Raw genomic sequence first — 18751 nt, 5'->3', positions numbered from 1 at the left:
GACATGTTCACCTACGTCACCAGAGCCAGACGCTGTGCCGACAAGCCGGAACCCGCGGAGCAGAGGTGCGGCTGCGAGGGCTTCGACGTACGCAGGTACGCGGATGGCGGGCAGCCTGCCGGACTCGAGACGTGGACTGTCAGCAAGCCGCACGACGCCGACGAGGTGGCGGCCGACCTGGCCGCCGAGCGGGTGATGGCCGGCCCGAGCGGGCAGCGCGCCAACGACCTGGTGGGATTCGGCCGGGCTTTCGGCCACGACTTCACAGGTGTGCGTCTGCACACTGACAGCGCCGCCGCCGGTTTCGCCAGGGCGCTGCGCGCCCAGGCCGTCACGGTCGGACGGCAGATCTTCTTCCGGGAGGGCGCCTACCAGCCGCACACGCCAGGGGGAAGGCTGCTGCTGGCACACGAACTGGCACACGTGGTCCAGCACGACCGTGCTCCGCGCCTCCGGGTGAAACGGCAGGGTCTGTCCTGCACGACGGTGGATTTCCCCGACTTCCACGTCATCCTGGCTGGGACCGTGGTTCATTACCTCATCCAGCAGGATTTCGGAGGCAAGGTGCCAGGCGCCGTATCCATCGGCATTCCGGGCGCCTCGGCCCGCTCCATCCGCACCGAGGGCATCTGCGGCGGTTTCAAGAAGGAGATCCCGCCGGAGGAGTTCGGCTCGTCCAGTCCACGAGCCGGGATGGGCCTGCCCGACCTGGCCAGAATCACTCCGGACAGAAAACTCGAGGTAGCGGAGGTCAAGCCGGCTGCACTGGTCTGCCTGGTCGACGGTGAGATTCAACTCGCCAGATATGTGGGCGAGGGCAACAGCCCTGATGCGGGCCAACAGGCGTGGCGCACAAGCAAGGGCATCCGAGGGGTTGTGCCCATGCCCCCGGAGACCTACACACCGCAAGGCCCCATCGTGGCGGGCCCCTTCATCATCAGGACGCAGTGGTGCGCGCCCGGCCTGCTCGCCTACAGCGTTTTCACCCCGCCTCGGTCCAGGCGGGTCGCCGAGGAGGAACGGCGTCGTGCGCAGGAGAGGATCCAGGCCGAGGCTCGCAGGCGGAGGGCCATAGCCGTGGGGGCCGCCGCAGCGGGTGCCGCGGCAGCACGAGTGATCGCGGGTAAGGCGGCATGGCGGCATTTCTGGACCGTGGTGATCGAGCGCTTCGCGGTGCGCGCGGCCGCGGCGGCGGCGCTCGCGCTGGCCGACGGGCCGCTGCCCTTCGGTGAGCTGCTCGACCTGGGGCTCGCCGCGGTCACCATCGTGCAGATCGGCATCGAGTGGAACGAGCTGTGGCGAAAGGCCGACGAGCTCGCCGCACACGAGGGAGCGTGATCCGGGCGCGGAGCGCGATTTACCAGCTCTTGAGGTGACCTTGCTGAATCAGCAGCGTGTGGTCGCTGTTCCGGGCTGCGCGAGTGGATAGATATGTGACAGGCGGTTCGGCGAGAAGATGGCCTTCACCTCGGGGATCGACCGTTCACGTGACCTAGTGTTCACCGGGGTGAGCGATGGCTGACTTTTCCCGGCCACCGTCCGAGGTTCTGGCGCAGACCCTCGGCAAAGGCTATGTCGGGGCGCACATCGAGCAGGGTGTTCCTGTTCTCGACCGCGATCTGAATCTGCAGCACGACCTCGTGTCCTCCACGGTGCGTTCCATCGTCTCCAGCTTTGTCGGCGACGGCGTCTCGGTCGGGTCCAAGGTTTTCGAGATCCGTCCGATTCCGGTGGACGCGGACCGGCCGGCGTCGGAGTCGAACAACGACTTCTGGATTCTCGCCGGCGCGTCGGTGTCTGACGCGTGCCTCGTGGGCGGCGTCGAGGTGCGGAACTTCGCCAAGCTCAGATACAGCTCCCAGAAGCTTCCCGAGCTGACGACGCCGGACCGCGAGCAGGGCCCGATCCGCGAGGACGTCGTCTACCTGGACGTATCCATGAGCACGGTTGACGGTTCGACGGACAAGGACCTGCTGAACCGCGGCGACATCGGCATGCAGACATCCGTACGGCTCCGCCCCTCCTGGGTGGTGCGGGTCGCCGAGGGGAAGCCGGAGCCCCCCGCACCGGCTCCGCCCGGGCACACGTACCTGCCGTTGGCACGGTTGCGGCGCGAGTCGGACAACCCCGCGATCGCATCCTGGATGATCACGGATCTCCGGCAGGTCATCCTGCCTCTCACCGAGGTCCGACGCCAGCTCGACCTGGTGACACGCCTGCTGCTGAGGCCGTACTTCGACCCCGACCCGCTCAAGCAGTTCGAACCGGTACGCGGCGGCTCCGAGACACCGGTGACCTTGCACGGACGCAACTTCAATGTCTACGCGGATCAGCCGGTCAAGGTGTTCTTCGGCTCGGTTTCCGTGGACGTCATAGCGACCGAGGCGACCAGGATCAGGACCATCCTTCCGAAGAGACTCGAACGAGTATCGAAGGTGACCATCGAGACGGCCGGCGGTTCGGTGATCAGTGACGCCCTCTTCTCCTTCGAAGAAGGTGGCGAGCCCCCGCTCTTCCGGGACGGGCCGGTCGCATTCACCCCGCGATCCGGCGGGAAGGACGTCGACGTCACCCTGTACGGCACGAACTTCGACACCACATCAGCGGTGTGGTTCGGGACGAACGCCATGGCGGAAATCGTCAGAATGACGCCAGAAGGCTTGATCGTGAGGGTTCCCGACGGCCTGCTCGGTCCGGTGCCCATCAGCATCGCAACGGCCGGTGGAGTCACCACTGCGAGGGAGCCTTTCATCGCCGGCTGGGCACCGGAGTTCGCCGCATCGGGTGTCCAGTTCACTCCTGACACCGGCAGGGCGGGCGACCGCGTCCGTCTCTCGGGAAGGCATTTCGACGCCCCACCCGTAGCGGTCTTCTTCGGCACCTTGCCCGCGGAGGTGGTCAGTGTCGACGACGAGCTCATCGTCGTCACGGTTCCGACCCAGGCGGTGGGACCCCAACGGATTCGCGTCACCACCTGCGTCGGCTCCACGGTGAGCGACGACAGTTTCACCGTGGTGTCCCGCTGAGGAGGATGACGTGTTCGAGGTCTACCCGAAGGGCCAGGCGGCACCGGAGCAATTGGAGCCGGGAGCTACGACCTCGCTGCTGGAGTTCACCGAACTGTCCGCGGTCGATGCGGCGACAGGACGCAGGGACATGTGGATCAGGATCGTCAAGCTCGGCGGCGGTTGCGGCCCCCCGGGGCCTCCGCACCCGGCTGTTCGGCTGAAGGCCGACACGGGGGCGGTCGTGGAGGTGCCGATCTCGACCACGCCGGTCGTGATCCTCAACGGTCCGGAGGGTTCGCCTCAGGCGGCGAACGCGAACATGACCGCAGAGGCCGACGACGTCTACCTGGTCCGGGTCACCATTCTGCGAGAGATTCTCCAATGGCGGCTGCAGCTGGTGAACAACGACGGGACCGCACGAGGCTTCGTCTGGGTCGTCGCGGACCGCAACAAAGACAGCCGTCAACCGTGGATCGACCTGCCGACCACGCTCGACTTCGCGGTCGACGTCGGGCAGCACGTCACGCGGAGCATCCAGATCATCAATCGCGGCACAGGGGCGCTCACCATAACCGACAAGGAGGGTTTCCAGCCCGGCCCGGGATTCGTCCTGACCACCGTGCCCAAGAGCCTCAAACCCAACGCGTGCGCCAACTTGGACGTGACCTTCACCGGCGTGCCCGGGCCCACCACCGTTCGCGCCGTCTACGACGTCACCAGCGACGACACGCAGGCGAAGACGACCGCCGGGCACAACCGCCGGGTCACGCTCACGGCCGTCGCCCGGCTGGCTCCCGGCACGATCCTGCTCGCCGACAGGGACGCCGCCGGAGTGGACGGGGACCCTGCCGGCGGTGTCATCAGAGTGGATCCGACAACGGGAAAACAGGTGAGGTTGTTCGCCGGCCGGCACATCGCGGCTCCCTCCGGAGTGGCCATGGAGGCCAAGGGGACGCTTCTGATCGTCCGCGAGAACGAACTCGTCCGGCTCGATCTGATGACGGGGCAACACTCCGTCGTGGCCTCCGGCGACCCGCTGGGGAGGTTCCACGTGGGGCTGGCCATCGAGGACGACGGCCAGATCCTGATCACCCACACCGGACGCGAGGGGCACCGCAAGGGGCAGCTCATCAGAGTGCATCCGGACACCGGCGAGAAGACCGTGCTGACCGAGAGCGACTGTGATTTCGCCGGAGTGGCGCTGGAGGCCGACGGCACGATCCTCGTGGTGGAACAGGGGATGTCACCCGGCAAGCCACGCCGTCTCCTCCGGATCGATCGCCATACCGGAATGCCGACCGTCCTGACCACCATCGATCCGCCCTGCAGGCCGGTCGGACTGGCGGTGGAGCAAGGTGGCCAGATCCTGGTCACCGATGCCGTCTCCGCCGACGGCAGAGGCAGGCTGATCCGGTTCGATCCGACGACGAAGAGCACGACGGTGGTGTCCAGCGGGCAGTTCTTCCGCGCGCCGTGGGGGGTCGCGGTCGAACCGGAGGGTTCGATCCTGGTGTCCGACCACGAGGCCTTCGGCCACCAGGGCGGGGTGCTCCGCGTCCATCCACGGACCGGCGAACAGACGACCGTGAGTGCCGGAGGCCTTCTGACCAGTCCACTCATGATCGCACTCGTGCCGCACGACCGGCGCGAATCCGTACCGCTCCGCTGACATCGATGCGCTCGGTGTCCCGTCCATCTGCACGCCACGGGGGAATCCATGGGCAACACACTGAAGCGGAGCGAGTACTGGGACCACGACCTGTACATCCCGCGCATCGGCGCCACCGGCAGCGCCCAGAGTCACACGGACATGCACCGCTATCTGCTGCCCATGGACCAGGCCCGCAACACTGCCTGCCTCACATGGGGCGTGGCCGCGGGGATGACCGTACGGGCGGCAGCCGGAGGATCGGGCGGAGTGAGAGTCAGCCCGGGTGCGGCGATCGACGTGGAAGGGCGCTTGATCGTCCTGCGGCCGGGTGGCGCGGCCGTCGTCGATCCGGCCGCGGACCCGGATCAGATCGACGACATCATGACCGTGCTCGTCGCGGACGACGGGGTGGCGCTCGGGACGGCCGAGGTGAACGGTGACCGCCTGCTGACGGTCACCTGGCTTGAAGTGCTGCAGCGGGAGGACCCCGACGACCCACCCCAGCTCGTGCACGCCCCTTGGTTCCGCCTGATCCCGGTGGAGGACGACGACGGCCGGCAGGTGGTGCTGGCACAGCTGACGCTGGACGACGGCAGGGTCACGGCCTCTTCCGCCGGCCTACGCCGCCTCGTGGGCGTGCCCACCGGACGCCTGGAACTACGGGCCGCCACCGACTCCGGCGGAGCCGGCCTCAAGGTCGGGCAACGGGTGATGGCCGAGTTCGCGGCTGACTCGAAAGGTGACGTCGCCCTCACCCTGACCTCGACCGACGGTCACCGGCGATCGCTCAGCGTCGACGGCGCGACGGGCGACGTGTCGGTCCATTCGACGCTGCGCGCTCGTGGGGACGCCGACATCGCCGGCAAGCTGACCGCCCGTGCCGCCGTCGAGATCACCGGGAGCATGAACGTTCATGGCGTCCTGAATGTGCTCAACACGTTGAAAGTCCACAACGTCCTGGACGCACTGGGCGCGTTGAACGTCCACGGCGCTCTCACCGCAAAGGGCTCCGTGACCGCCAACGCCGGACTGACGGTGAACGGTGTGCTGGACGCCGGTCGCCGCATGCGGGTACGCCAGGGCGAAGATGTCACCTCCGGCATCTGGTTCCACCAACGCGTGCCCAACGCCGACCGGGCCTTCATCGGCATGGTCGACGACACCACCGTCGGCATCCTGGGCAACACCGGCGCCGGCTGGGCCCTACGCATCAACACCACCACCGGCGAAACAACCTTTCCCGGCAGCAAAGTCGCCATCGCCGGCAAACTCGACGTCACAGGCACCCTCACCACACAAAACACCATCGACGCCCAAGGCGTACTCAACGCCCGCAACGTCCTCAACGCGCTGGGCGCGTTGAACGTCCACGGCGCTCTCACCGCAAAGGGCTCCGTCACCGCCAACGCCGGACTGACGGTGAACGGCGTGCTGGACGCCGGTCGCCGCATGCGCGTACGACAGGGCACCGACGTCACCGCCGGTATCTGGTTCAACGATAACGCGTCCGACCGCGTCTTCATCGGAATGATGAACGACAACCAAGTCGGCGTCTATTGCAGTCCCCTGGTCGACTGGCCGCTGTTCTTCATCATCGACACCGGCGAAGCATGGTTCACGCGTGGCATGCTTGTTCGCGGACCGGAGGCGCAATTCGAGTGCGGCAGGGTCGACATCCACGCCCCGGTCTACATCGGTGGTGACGCCAGCATCCACGGCGATAAGGTCTACGTCCACAACAAGCTACGGGTGGTCGGGCAATCGAGCCTCGAGGGCGGGACCAAAATCTATGGCTCCCTCACCAAGCCTGGCGGCACTTTCCTCATCGACCATCCGCTCGACCCGACCGGTAAATATCTCGCGCATTCCTTCGTCGAATCACCGGAGATGCTGAACGTGTACTCCGGCGTCGCAGTCACCGACGACCGCGGCGAGGTCACCGTCACCCTCCCCGACTTCTTCGAGGCGCTCAACCGCGACCACCGTTTCCAGGTGACGCCGGTCGGCCGGCTCGCTCTGGCCGCTGTGGACGGCGAAGTGCGGAACAACGCTTTCACGATACGCACGGACCAGCCGAACGTCACGGTGTCGTGGCAGGTCACCGGCGTACGTCAGGATCCGTGGGCCCTGGCCCATCCCGTCGAGGTGGAAAGCGACAAGCCGGAGGAAGAGCGTGGGCTGCTCCTCTACCCCGAGGAACACGGATATCCGGCGACCATGAGAATCACGGACCCCCCGGAAGCCGAAAGAGAAAGGAAGCCGACATGACGGAACAATTGCGGGAAAGGCTCGCGGACCTGACCCGGGAATACCAGCTCGGTGAGGCGCAGCTGCGTGACGTCGTCCGGCAGGACGCGCTGCTCCGGGAGACGCTCCTGCGCATCAGCGGAGCCATGCAGGTGCTGGAGGAATTGTGCCAGGCGGAGGAGGCGCGGGAAGTCCCGCAGCCTTGACCCAGGTGCTCGGAAACATATGCACGGAAGGAAGAAAGAATGACAGCACTGCATGGAAGCACCTCAGCCCCCGGCGAAGCCGGAGTTCGCGGCGACAGCGTGCAGTTCCACGGTGTCTTCGGCGTGGCCGGACAATCCGGGGCCTCGGGTGTCGCCGGGATCAACGACAGCGGCGACGGCGTGAACGGTCATGGCCGCAACGGGGTGAAAGGCACCAGCCGGGCCGACGAAGGCGCGGGAGTGCTGGGGCACAGCTCCGGTGTGATGGGTTCGGGAGTGCTCGGTGTCGGTGAAAGCGGACACGGAGTCCTCGGGGTCGGAAAAGGCGGCGCTGCGGGGGTCAAGGGCATCAACAGGAATCCCAGTGCCCTCGGCATGCTCGGCCAAGGACACATCGGCGTCTGGGGGCAGAGCCTCAATGAGCGCGGTTTCGGGGTGTTCGCGATCGGCGGAGAAGCCGGCCTGCTCGCCCTCTCAAAGATCAAGGGCGGGCGCGGCGTCGAGGCGATCAGCGACCACGGTCCTGGCATTTACGCTCAAGGGTCTCCAGCCGCCTTGTTCAGAGGCGATGTCGGAATCGACGGAGCCCTGCGCGTGCAGAACGTCGACGTCCTGGGCCGGATCTCCGCCGTGGAACAGGGGCTCATGAGTTCGGCCCAGGAACAGATGGCTGAGCTGAGGCAACAGCATGCGGCGGACGTCCAGCGCCTGACCGAGGCGATCGCCGCCCTCACCGCACGGGTGGCGGCGCTGGAAAGCTGAGGGGACGGCGCGACTCACTGTCGGCCTCGTCGGCGTGGGACCGCACGCCCAGCCCGAAACTTGGTGAGAATTTGGGCTTGTACCCACTGGGCAGGCGGTAGGCCTGAGAGTAAAGACTCGTGCGAGGAGTACGACCGAATGCATGGCGAGTCCCTGTCTCAGACCCGTTCCGCCGCGCGGCGATGCGCGCGCCGGTCGGCGCCCCCTGTCCGCGGGTGCCACCGGCCGCCTCGTCGTGCCTTAACCTGCCCGCCCTCGTCCCGGACACACGGGAGCGCGAGGCGCGTCGCCTGCGTGGCCGTGCGCCGGTCCGCGCCCAGATGCGTGACGCACCTGTATGGAGCGGTCCACCCGGTCATGACCGCCGTCGGGACCGCGCGCCTGTGGAGCGCGGCACCCGCGTACCAGGGCGATCCCACCCCGGTCGAAGGGCCGGTGCGGCCTTCGGGCCACGAGAGCCTGCGGCAGGGCTGGCAGCATCTCGGCGGGGTGCGCCACCCCCGTGACCGCTTACCAGCCGGTCCCCCGCACTCCCCCGCCGCCGGGGTCCCGGCCGCGCAGATCATGCACCACCGTCCAGCCACGCGTCGATGCCCGCCAGCATCCCGGCCTTCAGCTCCGGGGCGGCGAACGACGCCCGGACGCCCGCCCTGGCCAGCTCGGCCAGTTCGGCGTCCGACCAGCCGAACGTGTCGCGCACGCGGGCGTACTCGTCCGCCAGCGCCGTCTCCCCGTCGGTGTTGAGCGTCACCGCGAGCCCCGCCTCGCGCAGCCGCGGCAGCGGGTGCGCCGCCGTCGACGCCACCACCCCGAGCAGCACGTTGGACGTCGGGCACACCTCCAGCGGGACCCCGCGCTCGCGCACCTCCCGCACCACCGCAGGATCCTCCAGCACGCGGATGCCGTGGCCGAGCCGCTCGGCGTGTCCCAGGGTGAGCGCCTCCCGTACGCTGTCCGGCCCGCCGAACTCGCCCGCGTGGTGGACCAGGCGCAGCCCCGCGTCCCTGGCCGCGTCGCACACCTCGGCGAACGGGGCCAGCGGGTGGCTCTCGTCCCCGGCCAGCCCGATGCCGGCCACGGCCTCGTACCGCCGCGCCAGCTCGTAGGTGCGCCACATGCGCTCCACCGGTCGGCGGCGGGAGTGGTCGAGCAGCACGCGGCACTCGATCCCGTACCGCCGTCCCTCGGCCAGCCCGTCGAGGACCGCTTCCAGCGGCATCTCCGGCGCGCCCACGCGTTCGCCGTGGGAGGCCGCGGTGAAGGTGACCTCGGCGTAGCGGGTGCCCTGGGCGGCCTCGTCAGCGCAGAACTCGAGCGCGATCCGCCGGAAGTCGTCGGCGGTGCGCAGCAGGTCGCGTACCCGGGCCCGCTGGTCGGCGAACTCGCGGAAGGTGCGGAACGGCGTGTCCCCGGGCGGCGTGCCGCCCAGGTCGCGAATGGTCCCGGGCCGTACGGTGCTTTCGAGGTGGACGTGCAGGTGGGCCTTGGGGAGCGCCCGGATGTCTCTCACCCGGGCACTTTAGAAGGCGCGCCTCAACGGACGCATCCGTATATTTCAGGATCGACGGGTGACGCGGATCTTCGACTGCTTGTGCGGCAGCCGCTCCCAGTCGTCCATGAAGACCGCGTCGAGCCCGTGGCGCGCGGCCAGCGCGACGAGGGTCTCGGTGCGGTAGTAGAAGTCCTCCCGCAGCACGTGGTGCTCCTTGCCCTCGGTGCGGTCGAAGGTGAAGTCGAACCAGCCGTGCGGCTTCATGACCCGCCCCACGTGCGCGAAGCACTCGTCGATCACCTCGATGGGCGAGTGCGAGAAGACGCTGTGGGCGTGCACGACGTCGAAGTGCCCGCTCGGCATGAAGGCGAACCGCAGGTCGCGGACCGGGGTCAGGTGCGGCAGTTTGTCGGCCAGGCCATGCTCGGCCAGCGTGTCCTGCGCGGCCATGAGGATGTCGGGCGAGATGTCGATCCCGTAGTAGTTGCCGGTCTCCAGGTAGTCGATGAACAGCCGGCCGGCGCGCAGGTTGCCGCAGCCGATCTCCAGCATCCGGCACTCCGGCTTGAGTCCGTGCTCGACCAGATAGTCGAACTGCATCTGGCCCAGGGCCAGCCACCGCCGGTGCGTGTGGGATCCGACGGCGCCCTCGGGGCTGCGCGCGGTGTCGTCCTTCATGACCGCGCGGTAGTAGGCGACATGGTCGCGGGTGCGCAGGCGCAGCCAGGTGTCGCGGCTCAGTCTCCGCAGGTGCGGAATGATCTTGTGCGGGTTCTTGAGCGCGTAGCCGGCCTGGTGGACGAGGCTCGAACGGGCACGGGTCACAAGAGGCACCACCAATGGATGTGGGATGAGGGCCTGGTGTTCGGAATGTAGGACGACCTCGCGAGTTTGTGATCCGGCGACACGGAAATCTTGATTTCCGCATGGCTTTTCGTGGCCACTACCCGCCGATCCGATGGTCATTCCCGAGGAGTTCGATGCTGCGCGTCAGCTACGCGAGCGCCGCCGCGCCCGATCCGACCGGCCGGGCGAACGAGGACTACGTCCTGGCCGGCCCGTCCTGGGTCGTGGTCCTGGACGGGGCGACGCCGGCGCCGGGGGTGGCGCCCGGGTGCCGGCACGGGGTGCCGTGGCTGGTGCGCACGCTCGCCGGCGCGCTCGCGCCGGGCATGGACGGCGGCGATCCGCTGCCCGAGGTGCTGGCGGCGGCGATCACGGCCACGATGAAGGCCCACGACGGCTCCTGCGACCTGGGCAACCCCCATTCGCCGTCGGCAACGGTGGCGCTCACCCGCCACGACGGCGACCGGCTGGAGTATCTCGTGCTCTGCGACGCGGCGGTGGTGCTGTGGCGGCGTGACGGCTCGGTGACGGTCGTCCGCGACGACCGTCTCGACCATCTGCCGGGCGGGCGGCCGTACTCACTGGAGCTGGTCGCCTCGACGCGCAACCGGCCGGGCGGCTTCTGGGTGGCGAGCACCTGCCCGGAGGCGGCCGACCAGGCGCTCACGGGCGCGGCGCCGGTGCGTGAGCTGCGCGGGGCGGCGCTGTTCACCGACGGCGTGACCCGGCTGGCCGACTGGTACGGGCGAGCCTGGGAGAGCCTGGCGGCCGGTGCCGCCGAGCCGGAGCAGCTGCTGGCCGACGTGCGTGAGCAGGAGCTGGCCAGGGGCGTGCCGCGCGGCAAGCCGCACGACGACGCGACCGCCGTCTGGGTGACCTTCCCGCCCGGGTGACAGCCGTCACAACCATCGCGCGGCGTTGGGTAGCTTGGAGGAGAACCGTCCCTCCTCTCCGAGCCAGGGGGCAGATGCCCGTACGCCGCCGCAGCCGCCCAACCGTTCACCGCCGAGCGAGGAGAGTGTCGTGACCCAGACCGCAGAGGTTATCGAACTGGACGACGGCGCGGCCGATGGCGTGTCGACCGTCGGCGCCGACTCCGTCAAGACCTACTTGAAGGAGATCGGGCGGGTTCCGCTGCTCAACGCGGAGCAGGAGATCGAGCTGGCCAAGCGGATCGAGGCCGGCCTGTTCGCCAGGGAGCGGCTGGAGACCGAGGACGACCTCGACGACGAGCTCCGCGCCGACCTGGAGTGGATCGCCGAGGACGGCGAGCTCGCCAAGCGCCGCATGCTGGAGGCCAACCTGCGGCTGGTGGTGTCGATCGCCAAGCGCTACACCGGGCGCGGCATGCTGTTCCTCGACCTCATCCAGGAGGGCAACCTCGGCCTGATCCGGACGATCGAGAAGTTCGACTACCGGCTGGGCTACAAGTTCTCCACCTACGCCACCTGGTGGATCAAGCAGGCGATCACCCGGGCCATGGCCGACCAGGCGCGTACGATCCGCATCCCGGTCCACATGGTGGAGCTGATCAACAAGGTGGCGCGGGCGCAGCGGCGGCTGCAGAGCGAGCTCGGCCGCGAGCCGACCCCCGAGGAGATCGCCGTCGAGACCGAGCTGGCCCCGGCCCGGGTGGCCGAGGTGCAGAGCTACGGCCGCGAGCCGATCTCCCTCGACACGCCGCTGGGCGACGACGGCGACAGCCAGTTCGGCGACCTGATCGAGGACACCGAGGCGGTCTCCCCCGCCGACGCCGTCTCCTTCACCCTGCTGCAGCACCAGCTGCGCGCGCTGCTCGACGAGCTGTCGGAGCGCGAGGCGGGCGTGATCTCGATGCGTTACGGGCTGATCAGCGGCAACCCGATGACGCTCGACGAGATCGGCCGCGTCTACGGGGTGACGCGCGAGCGCATCCGGCAGATCGAGGCGAAGACCATGTCCAAGCTGCGCCACCCGTCGCGGGCCATGGCCCTGCGCGACTATCTGGGCTGACTCACTCAGCGATCTTGATCGGGCCGCCGGGGAAGCCGGCGAAGGCGAGCAGGCGGGCGCCTTCCTCCTCCAGCTCGGCGACCACGCCGGCGGGCAGCGGCGCGAAGGGCCGCATGACGAGGCCGCCGTCCTGGAGGTCCCACATGCCCGCCACCATGCCGTCGACCAGGAAGGTCGGGTAGACCGTCGCGCCCACGCTGATGACCTTGCGCTGCTCGTCCGTCATTAGCCGGGTGCGGTCGGCGTAGGCGACGCAGAGGTTGTCGAAGTACGGCAGGAACCGTACGGGCGCGGGCTCGTCCCCGTCGGCCAGCGGCGCGTCCGGCAGGTCGTACAGCACCTTGCCCTGTTCGTCGCGATACTCGCGCAGCCCCATGGCCTCGATCACCGGCCGCAGCCGGGTGAGGCCCGACCAGGCTTGCACGTCCATCACCGAGGCGGGCCCGAACCCCGCGAGATAGCGCGTCACCATCCGCTCGACCGGCGGCGCGGTCTGCAGGGGGCGGCCGAGCCACTCCTCGGCCAGGGTGAACGGGGTGCCGCCGCCCTTGTTCCAGATGCCGCTGGGCGGGGTGTGCACGATGGGCAGCAGCGCCTGGGCCGACCAGCCGAGGGCCATCGGCGCCACGTCGGGCCAGCGCACCGCCAGCAGGTCGCGCAGCTTCGAACGGCTCAGGGTGCGGCCCCGCAGGTGGCCGTGGGCGAGCTCGGCCAGCTCGTCGAGGTCCACGTCGCGGGTGTCGCGGCCGAACGCCGCCTGCCGCTGGCGGGAGATCGAGGGCTGCACGAGGGGACGCAGCCACAGGTAGTCGTCGGCCAGGGCGAGGTGCTGGGTGCCGCGCAGCAGCGAGCCGCGCACGACCTGCTTGCCGTGGAGCAGCGTGATCAGGTCGTCCTGGGTGAAGGCGGTCAGGCGGGACCAGAGCCCGAAGTACGGCGGGTTGACGTCCTGGCCCTGGATCGCGACCAGCCGCTCGATCGCCTGGGCGGCCGTCATGCCGGAGCGGCTGAGCAGGAGCTGGCGGTCGAGCGTCGTCCGGTTGAGCACCCGGCGGTTCAGCGTCATGACGTCACGCTATGCGTTAATGCGGAAAGATTGCTTCCGCGTTGAGCAACTCGTCGAGGGCGTCGCGCAGGAACCCGGCCAGCTCCCACGCGTCCGGCACCATCACCCGGTCGGTGACCACGCCGAAGTCGACCGAGCCGTCGTAGGAGAAGGCCGTGATGTTGACCCCGCCGCTCATGTCGGTGATCACCGAGACCGGATAGTGGGTGAGCAGCCGCGTGCCGCACACGTACAGCGGGAACTGCGGGCCCGGGACGTTCGAGACCATGACGTTGATCGGCGGCGCCGTCTGGCCGAGCAGCCCGAACGCCGACCGGGAGGCCAGCCCCATGAGGGCGGCCGGCATGGACTCGCTGAACTCGCGCAGCCAGCGCGCGGGCGCCAGCGCGAACCTGTCCTTGATCCGGCACATCGCGTCACGCACGTCGCGCAGCCGCTCCACCGGGTCGTCCAGGTGCGCGGCCAGCGGCGCGGGCACGATCGTGACCTGGTTGCCGGCCTGCTCGTCGCCGGTGTCGCGGAGCGAGAACGGCACCCCGGCCACCAGCGCCCGGTCGGGCGGCCCGCCGTGCGCGGCCATCCAGCGGCGCAGCGCGCCCGCGCACACGGCCATGACGACGTCGTTGACCGTCACCTCGAACCGCTTGCGCACCGCCTTGATCTCGGCCAGCGGCAGCGACACGAACGCGAAGCGGCGGTGCGGGGAGACCGGGCCGCTGAACGGCGTTCGCGGCGCGGGCGTGGCCGGCAGCTCGGGCGCCTGGCCCGCGCCTGCGGCCCTGCGCGCCAGCCCGGAGAGCGTGTGGCTGCCCGGGAGCGAGGACAGGACCGGGATCTCGTCCAGGTGCGGCACCGCCTGGGCGGCGAACCGGACCGCGTGCGCCGGGTTCAGCGCCATCCTGGCCAGGCCGCGCAGCAGCATCTCCGCGGCCCCGGGCGGCGGCTCGTCGTGCTCGGGCGCGTGCGGGGGCGGCGGGGCGGGCGTGGGGCCCAGGTCGAGCAGCGCGGCCAGCACGTCGGCGCCGCCGATCCCGTCGACGGCCGCGTGGTGGATCTTCGTGTAGAGGCCGGTGCGTCCGTCGGCCAGGCCGTGGATCAGGTAGATCTCCCACAGCGGCCGGGAGCGGTCCAGGCGGCGCGCGTGCAGTCTCGACACCTGCTCGGCGAGCTGCCGGTCGTCACCGCTGGGCGGCAAGCCGATCTCCCGTACGTGGTAGTCGAGGTCGAGGTCGTCCTCCTGCTCCCAGTACGGGTGATCCAGGCCGAGCGGCACCGGGGCCAGCTTGCGCCGCAGCGCGGGCACGTACGGCAGCCGCGCCTGCAGCAGGGCCTGCAGGTCGGCGCGGTGGAGCTCGCCGTCGAGGATGGCGAGTCCGGCGATGTTGGCCACGTTGGTCGCGGTCTCGAAGTGCAGGAACTGCGCGTCCAGGGCGGAAAGCTGCGGCATGGGTTCACCTCATTCTCGACCCAACCATTTTCTGACGTCCCCGGGCAAGCAGCGGCTACGGTGATGACATGCGCGATCTCCGGCTCGCCCGTCTGCTGGGCGCGACCGGCACGACGCTGGCGTTCGTCAGCTGCGCGGTGGCGTTCTGGTACTTCTCCTGGTCCTACGACCCGGATGTGACGACGGCGACCATGCTGAGGCTGCTCGGGCTGCTGATGGCGATCGGCGGGGCCACGGTCGCGGCGCTCGGCGGCTGGCTCGTCGTCGTGGCCCGCGCCGGCCGCCCGGCGCCGCTGCTCGATGTGCTGCGACCGGCGGGCGGGCGGCTCCTGGTGGGGTGGCTGGCGCTGGCGGCGGTCTCCACGCTGCCGCAGCTGCCGCTGCGGGCGCTGGACGTGGACCCGCTGTGGGTCGACGCCGTCGTGGTGGCGCAGGGGGCGGCGGTCGCCGCGCTGACGGCGGTGATCGTGTTCCGGGTGAACCGGGCTCAGCTCGCGGCCTCCAGCGTGTAGGAGGCGGCGTCCGGCTCGGCGAAGGCCAGCAGGGCCAGGCCCTCCTCCTCCAGCGGGTCCAGCGGGTGGCCGGCGAACGGCGTGACGAGCAGTTTCGCCTTCTTGCCCGACCGCTTGACCTGCCATGTGCCCGCCACGAACCCGTCGACCAGGTAGGTGGCGCGGACCCGCAGGTTCTTGGTGACGACGGCGGCGCGGTGCTCCTCGGCCAGGACGCGGGTGCGGTCGGCGTGGCCCAGCATCAGGTTGTCGAAGTCCGGCAGGAACCGGACCGGAGCCGGTGCGTCACCGCCCGGGCGCGGCGCGCCTGGCAGGTCGTACAGCTCCCGGCCCGTCTCGTCGGTGAGCACCTCCAGCCGCTCGCGCATGCCCTTCAGCACCGGCTTGAGGCCGCCCAGCCCCGACCACGCCTGCGCGTCGGCGGCGGTGGCGGGCCCGAACGCGGCCAGATAGCGCTCGACGAGGTGCTCGACCCCCGGTCGCGGGTCCTGCTCGACGCCGGGCAGCGCGAACGCCGGGTCGCGCGGGAAGCTCCACCGGTCCTCGGTCGGCACCATGACCAGCGGCGTCATCATGCGCACCGCGTACCCGAGCGCCCGGTCGTAGGCGCCGGGGAACTCCGCGGCCAGCCGCGGCCGCAGCTCGTTGAACGTGTGCGGACGCTCGGCAAGCATCCGCTCGGCCGCCGCCACCACGGGGGCCGGGTCCAGGTCGGGGAAGCGCCGGGCCGCCGCGTCGAGCACGGGCGCGAGCACCGGACGGAACGCGGCGAAGTCGGCCGCGGTCACCAGGTGGAGCGTCCCCCGGTGCAGGGAAGCCCGCACCAGCGCGCCGGCGTGCAGCGCCTCGTGCAGCTCGGCCCGCTCGAACCCGGCCAGTCTGGTCCAGACACCCAGGTAGGGCGGGCGCGGCTCCTGCGCCTGCAGCCCGGCGAGCCGGTGCACCACGTCGGCCGCGGTGCCGTCATGGCGGCGCAGCAGGTGCTGACGGGCCAGAGTGGCCCGGTTGACGTCCTTGAGCGAGAGCATGATGTCCATCATGACGTTTCCTCTCGCATCAGTACGTTCGGCCTACCCCGCGCTCGCCGACGGGTACGCCTATCTCGACGGCGCGGCGGGCACGCAGGCGCCGCAGTCCGTCATCGACGCGATCGCCGGCGCCTACCGGCAGGGCATCGGCAACGTGGGCGGCGCGTTCCCGGCCAGCCATCGTTCGGAGGCGATCGTGGCGGGCTGCCGGGCGGCGGTGGCCGACCTGGTGGGCGGCCACCCCGACGGGGTCGTCCTGGGGCCGAACATGACCACGCTCACCTACCGGCTGGCCGGGGCGCTGGCCAAGCGGTGGGGGCCGGGCGACGAGGTGGTGCTGTCGCGGCTGGACCACGACGCGAACGTGCGGCCCTGGGTGCACACCGGGGCGACGGTGCGGTGGGCCGAGGTGGACCCGGTGACCGGGGAGCTGCCGGTGGAGCAGTACGCGGACCTGATCGGGCCGCGCACCCGGCTGGTGGCGGTGACGGCGGCGAGCAACGTGCTCGGCACCCGGCCCGACGTGGCCGCGATCTGCGCGCTGGCGCACGAGGCGGGCGCGCTCACGTACGTGGACGGGGTGCACGCGACCGCGCACGGGCCGGTCGACATGAAGGCGCTGGGCGCCGACTTCTACGCCACCAGCGCCTACAAGTGGTCGGGTCCGCACATCGGCGCGGTGATCGCCGACCCGGCGCTGCTGGAGACGGTCCATCCGGACAAGCTGGACTCCGCATCCGACACGGTGCCGGATCGGTTCGAGCGGGGCACGGCCGCCTTCGCCGACCTGGCCGGGGTGACCGCGGCCGTGGACCACCTGGCGGCGATGGTGCCGGGCACCGGCACGCGGCGGGAGCGGCTGCTGGCCTCGATGGCGGCGGCGGAGGAGCACGAGCTGGAGCTGTTCGGCCACCTGCTGGCGGGCCTGGAGTCGATGCCGCGGGTCACGGTGTACGGCAAGCCGGCCAGGCGCACGGCCACCGCCTACTTCACGGTGGCGGGCAAGACCCCGCGCGAGGTGGCCGAGCGGCTGGCGGCGGCCCGGGTGAACGTGTGGAACGGCCACAACTACGCCTGGGAGCTGACGGCCGCGCTCGGCATCCGCGACGCGGGCAGCGCGGTGCGGGCGGGCCTGGTGCACTACAACGACCGTACGGACGTGGACCGCCTGCTCGACGCCCTGCCGTAGCGGCGGACCCCGGTCGCCGCCGGCTCGCGGGCATCGTTCTCCGTGAATCAGTGATAGCAAATATCGGTTAGCGGCGTTACAGTATCAATGGAAACTGTGCGATGCTATCGCTGATACCAATCTGCGGAGGATACGTGGACGCGAAACTCAGGATCCTGGCCCTCGCGGTCGCGATCGGGCTGACCGGGTGCGCCACCGCCCCGGCGCGGTCCCAGCTCCAGGCCCAGCCCCAGCCGACGCTCGCGCGCCCAGGCGAGCGGACCGAGCTCGTCACCGGGCTGAACGCGCCGTGGGGCCTGGCCTTCCTCCCGGACGGATCCGCGCTGGTCTCCGAGCGGCTGACGGGCGAGATCCTGCGCGTCCCCGCCGGAGGCGGCTCCGCCGCGCTGGTCGGCGTGGTGCCCGACGTGGTGACCAGCGCCGAGGGCGGGCTGCTCGGCCTGGCGGTGTCACCCGGCTTCGAGGATGACCGGACGATCTTCGCGTACGTCTCGGGGAGCCCGGTCAACCGCGTCGTCGCCTTCGAGGTGGCCGAGGACTTCGGCGCGCTGCGGCGGGACCGCGTCGTCCTGGACGGCATCGGCACCGCGGACCGGCACCACGGCGGCCGGCTGCGCGTCGGCCCCGACGGCCACCTGTGGATCGGCACCGGGGACGCGTTCGAACCGGAGAACGCCGCCGACGACGCGTCACTCAACGGCAAGATCCTCCGCGTCCGGCTGGACGGGTCGATCCCCGGCGACAACCCGTCCGGCACCGCGATCTACTCCTCCGGGCACCGCAACGTCCAGGGCATCGCCTTCGGCCCCGACCGGACGGCGTACGCCTCCGAGCTGGGCCACCGCACCTGGGACGAGGTCAACGTGCTGCGGCCGGGGCTCGACTACGGATGGCCCGAGACCGAGGGCGTCGAGGGCGACACCGGCGAGCCGCCGATCTTCACCCTCCACCCGGACGAGGCGTCCCCGTCGGGCATCGCCTACGCGCACGGCTCCCTATGGATGGGCGCGCTCGGCGGGCAGCGCCTGTGGCAGCTCCCCGTACGGGGGGATGAGGCCGCCGGCGAACCCGTCGAGCACTACGCGGGCGAGTACGGCCGCATCCGCACCGTCGAGGTCGCCCCCGACGGGGCGCTGTGGCTCGTCACCTCCAACACCGACCGGGCGACCTGGGGCGGCACCGATCCGCGCCCCGGTGACGACCGCATCATCCGGGTCGAGCTCGTCCCCGCCGGCTCCTCACTCGGATAGCCTGCTGACCGCGAACGTCCCTCTCCGACCGTCCCGGACCGGTGCGCAGATGACT

At 70.3% G+C, this 18751-nt stretch carries 15 protein-coding genes and 1 pseudogene; 11 read left to right on the top strand and 5 right to left on the bottom strand.

Annotated features, from left to right (window positions below; all coding sequences use genetic code 11):
- Nucleotides 1-3 precede the first annotated feature (3 nt).
- The 6 genes from ACGFI7_RS29250 (at nucleotide 4) to ACGFI7_RS29225 (ending at nucleotide 7874) form a co-directional block, all read left to right on the top strand.
- Complete coding sequence (locus ACGFI7_RS29250) at nucleotides 4-1338, top strand: DUF4157 domain-containing protein (RefSeq protein ID WP_393410052.1); 1335 nt, start codon at nucleotides 4-6, stop codon at nucleotides 1336-1338.
- A gap of 176 nt (nucleotides 1339-1514) precedes the next feature.
- A complete protein-coding gene (locus ACGFI7_RS29245; RefSeq protein WP_393410050.1) occupies nucleotides 1515-3026 on the top strand; it encodes an IPT/TIG domain-containing protein in 1512 nt (503 codons plus the stop codon).
- A gap of 10 nt (nucleotides 3027-3036) precedes the next feature.
- The gene (locus ACGFI7_RS29240; RefSeq protein ID WP_393410048.1) at nucleotides 3037-4677 is read left to right on the top strand and encodes a hypothetical protein; all 1641 of its coding nucleotides are present in this window, start codon (nucleotides 3037-3039) and stop codon (nucleotides 4675-4677) included.
- Nucleotides 4678-4725: 48 nt separating this feature from the next.
- Nucleotides 4726-6927 (top strand): hypothetical protein, encoded by a 2202-nt coding sequence (locus ACGFI7_RS29235; RefSeq protein WP_393410046.1) that lies wholly within the window; start codon nucleotides 4726-4728, stop codon nucleotides 6925-6927.
- A complete protein-coding gene (locus tag ACGFI7_RS29230) occupies nucleotides 6924-7112 on the top strand; it encodes a hypothetical protein (RefSeq protein ID WP_393410044.1) in 189 nt (62 codons plus the stop codon). Before ACGFI7_RS29235 ends, ACGFI7_RS29230 begins: the two co-directional genes overlap by 4 nt.
- 39 nt (nucleotides 7113-7151) lie before the next feature.
- On the top strand, nucleotides 7152-7874 hold the full coding sequence (locus ACGFI7_RS29225) for a hypothetical protein (protein WP_393410042.1): 723 nt from the start codon (nucleotides 7152-7154) through the stop codon (nucleotides 7872-7874).
- Between the two features lie 562 nt (nucleotides 7875-8436).
- Here the strand turns inward: ACGFI7_RS29225 and add are convergent.
- Both add and ACGFI7_RS29215 read right to left on the bottom strand, forming a co-directional pair.
- Nucleotides 8437-9384 carry an adenosine deaminase gene (gene add / locus ACGFI7_RS29220; RefSeq protein WP_393410040.1) on the bottom strand — a complete coding sequence of 316 codons (948 nt, stop codon included), beginning with the start codon at nucleotides 9382-9384 and terminating at the stop codon, nucleotides 8437-8439.
- Nucleotides 9385-9429: 45 nt separating this feature from the next.
- On the bottom strand, nucleotides 9430-10191 hold the full coding sequence (locus tag ACGFI7_RS29215) for a class I SAM-dependent DNA methyltransferase (protein ID WP_393410038.1): 762 nt from the start codon (nucleotides 10189-10191) through the stop codon (nucleotides 9430-9432).
- 155 nt (nucleotides 10192-10346) lie between these two features.
- On the opposite strand from ACGFI7_RS29215, the gene ACGFI7_RS29210 reads away from it, so the two are divergent.
- Both ACGFI7_RS29210 and ACGFI7_RS29205 read left to right on the top strand, forming a co-directional pair.
- Nucleotides 10347-11105, top strand: a complete 759-nt coding sequence (locus ACGFI7_RS29210) for a protein phosphatase 2C domain-containing protein (RefSeq protein WP_393410036.1) — start codon at nucleotides 10347-10349, stop codon at nucleotides 11103-11105.
- A gap of 13 nt (nucleotides 11106-11118) precedes the next feature.
- Nucleotides 11119-12204 (top strand): annotated as a pseudogene (locus ACGFI7_RS29205) (RNA polymerase sigma factor); the annotation flags it as partial.
- Nucleotide 12205: 1 nt separating this feature from the next.
- On the opposite strand, the gene ACGFI7_RS29200 reads toward ACGFI7_RS29205, so the two are convergent.
- Nucleotides 12206-13270 (bottom strand): winged helix DNA-binding domain-containing protein, encoded by a 1065-nt coding sequence (locus ACGFI7_RS29200; protein WP_393410034.1) that lies wholly within the window; start codon nucleotides 13268-13270, stop codon nucleotides 12206-12208.
- Nucleotides 13271-13286: 16 nt separating this feature from the next.
- Nucleotides 13287-14717 carry a wax ester/triacylglycerol synthase family O-acyltransferase gene (locus ACGFI7_RS29195; protein ID WP_393410032.1) on the bottom strand — a complete coding sequence of 477 codons (1431 nt, stop codon included), beginning with the start codon at nucleotides 14715-14717 and terminating at the stop codon, nucleotides 13287-13289.
- 68 nt (nucleotides 14718-14785) lie between these two features.
- Between ACGFI7_RS29195 and ACGFI7_RS29190 the strand changes: the two genes are divergently transcribed.
- Nucleotides 14786-15229, top strand: coding sequence for a hypothetical protein (locus tag ACGFI7_RS29190; protein WP_393410030.1), 444 nt, complete (start codon nucleotides 14786-14788; stop codon nucleotides 15227-15229).
- Here ACGFI7_RS29190 and ACGFI7_RS29185 read toward each other — a convergent pair.
- On the bottom strand, nucleotides 15205-16269 hold the full coding sequence (locus ACGFI7_RS29185) for a winged helix DNA-binding domain-containing protein (RefSeq protein ID WP_393410028.1): 1065 nt from the start codon (nucleotides 16267-16269) through the stop codon (nucleotides 15205-15207). The genes ACGFI7_RS29190 and ACGFI7_RS29185 overlap by 25 nt on opposite strands.
- Here ACGFI7_RS29185 and ACGFI7_RS29180 point away from each other — a divergent pair.
- Both ACGFI7_RS29180 and ACGFI7_RS29175 read left to right on the top strand, forming a co-directional pair.
- Complete coding sequence (locus tag ACGFI7_RS29180) at nucleotides 16268-17446, top strand: cysteine desulfurase-like protein (RefSeq protein ID WP_393410026.1); 1179 nt, start codon at nucleotides 16268-16270, stop codon at nucleotides 17444-17446. The two genes, ACGFI7_RS29185 and ACGFI7_RS29180, sit on opposite strands and share 2 nt — an antisense overlap.
- A 134-nt stretch (nucleotides 17447-17580) precedes the next feature.
- Nucleotides 17581-18696, top strand: a complete 1116-nt coding sequence (locus tag ACGFI7_RS29175) for a PQQ-dependent sugar dehydrogenase (RefSeq protein ID WP_393410024.1) — start codon at nucleotides 17581-17583, stop codon at nucleotides 18694-18696.
- Nucleotides 18697-18751 lie beyond the last annotated feature (55 nt).

Origin of the sequence: Nonomuraea sp. NPDC048826, assembly GCF_043198225.1 — a bacterium.
Taxonomy (GTDB): domain Bacteria; phylum Actinomycetota; class Actinomycetes; order Streptosporangiales; family Streptosporangiaceae; genus Nonomuraea.
This window is presented reverse-complemented; position numbering and strand designations above follow the sequence as displayed.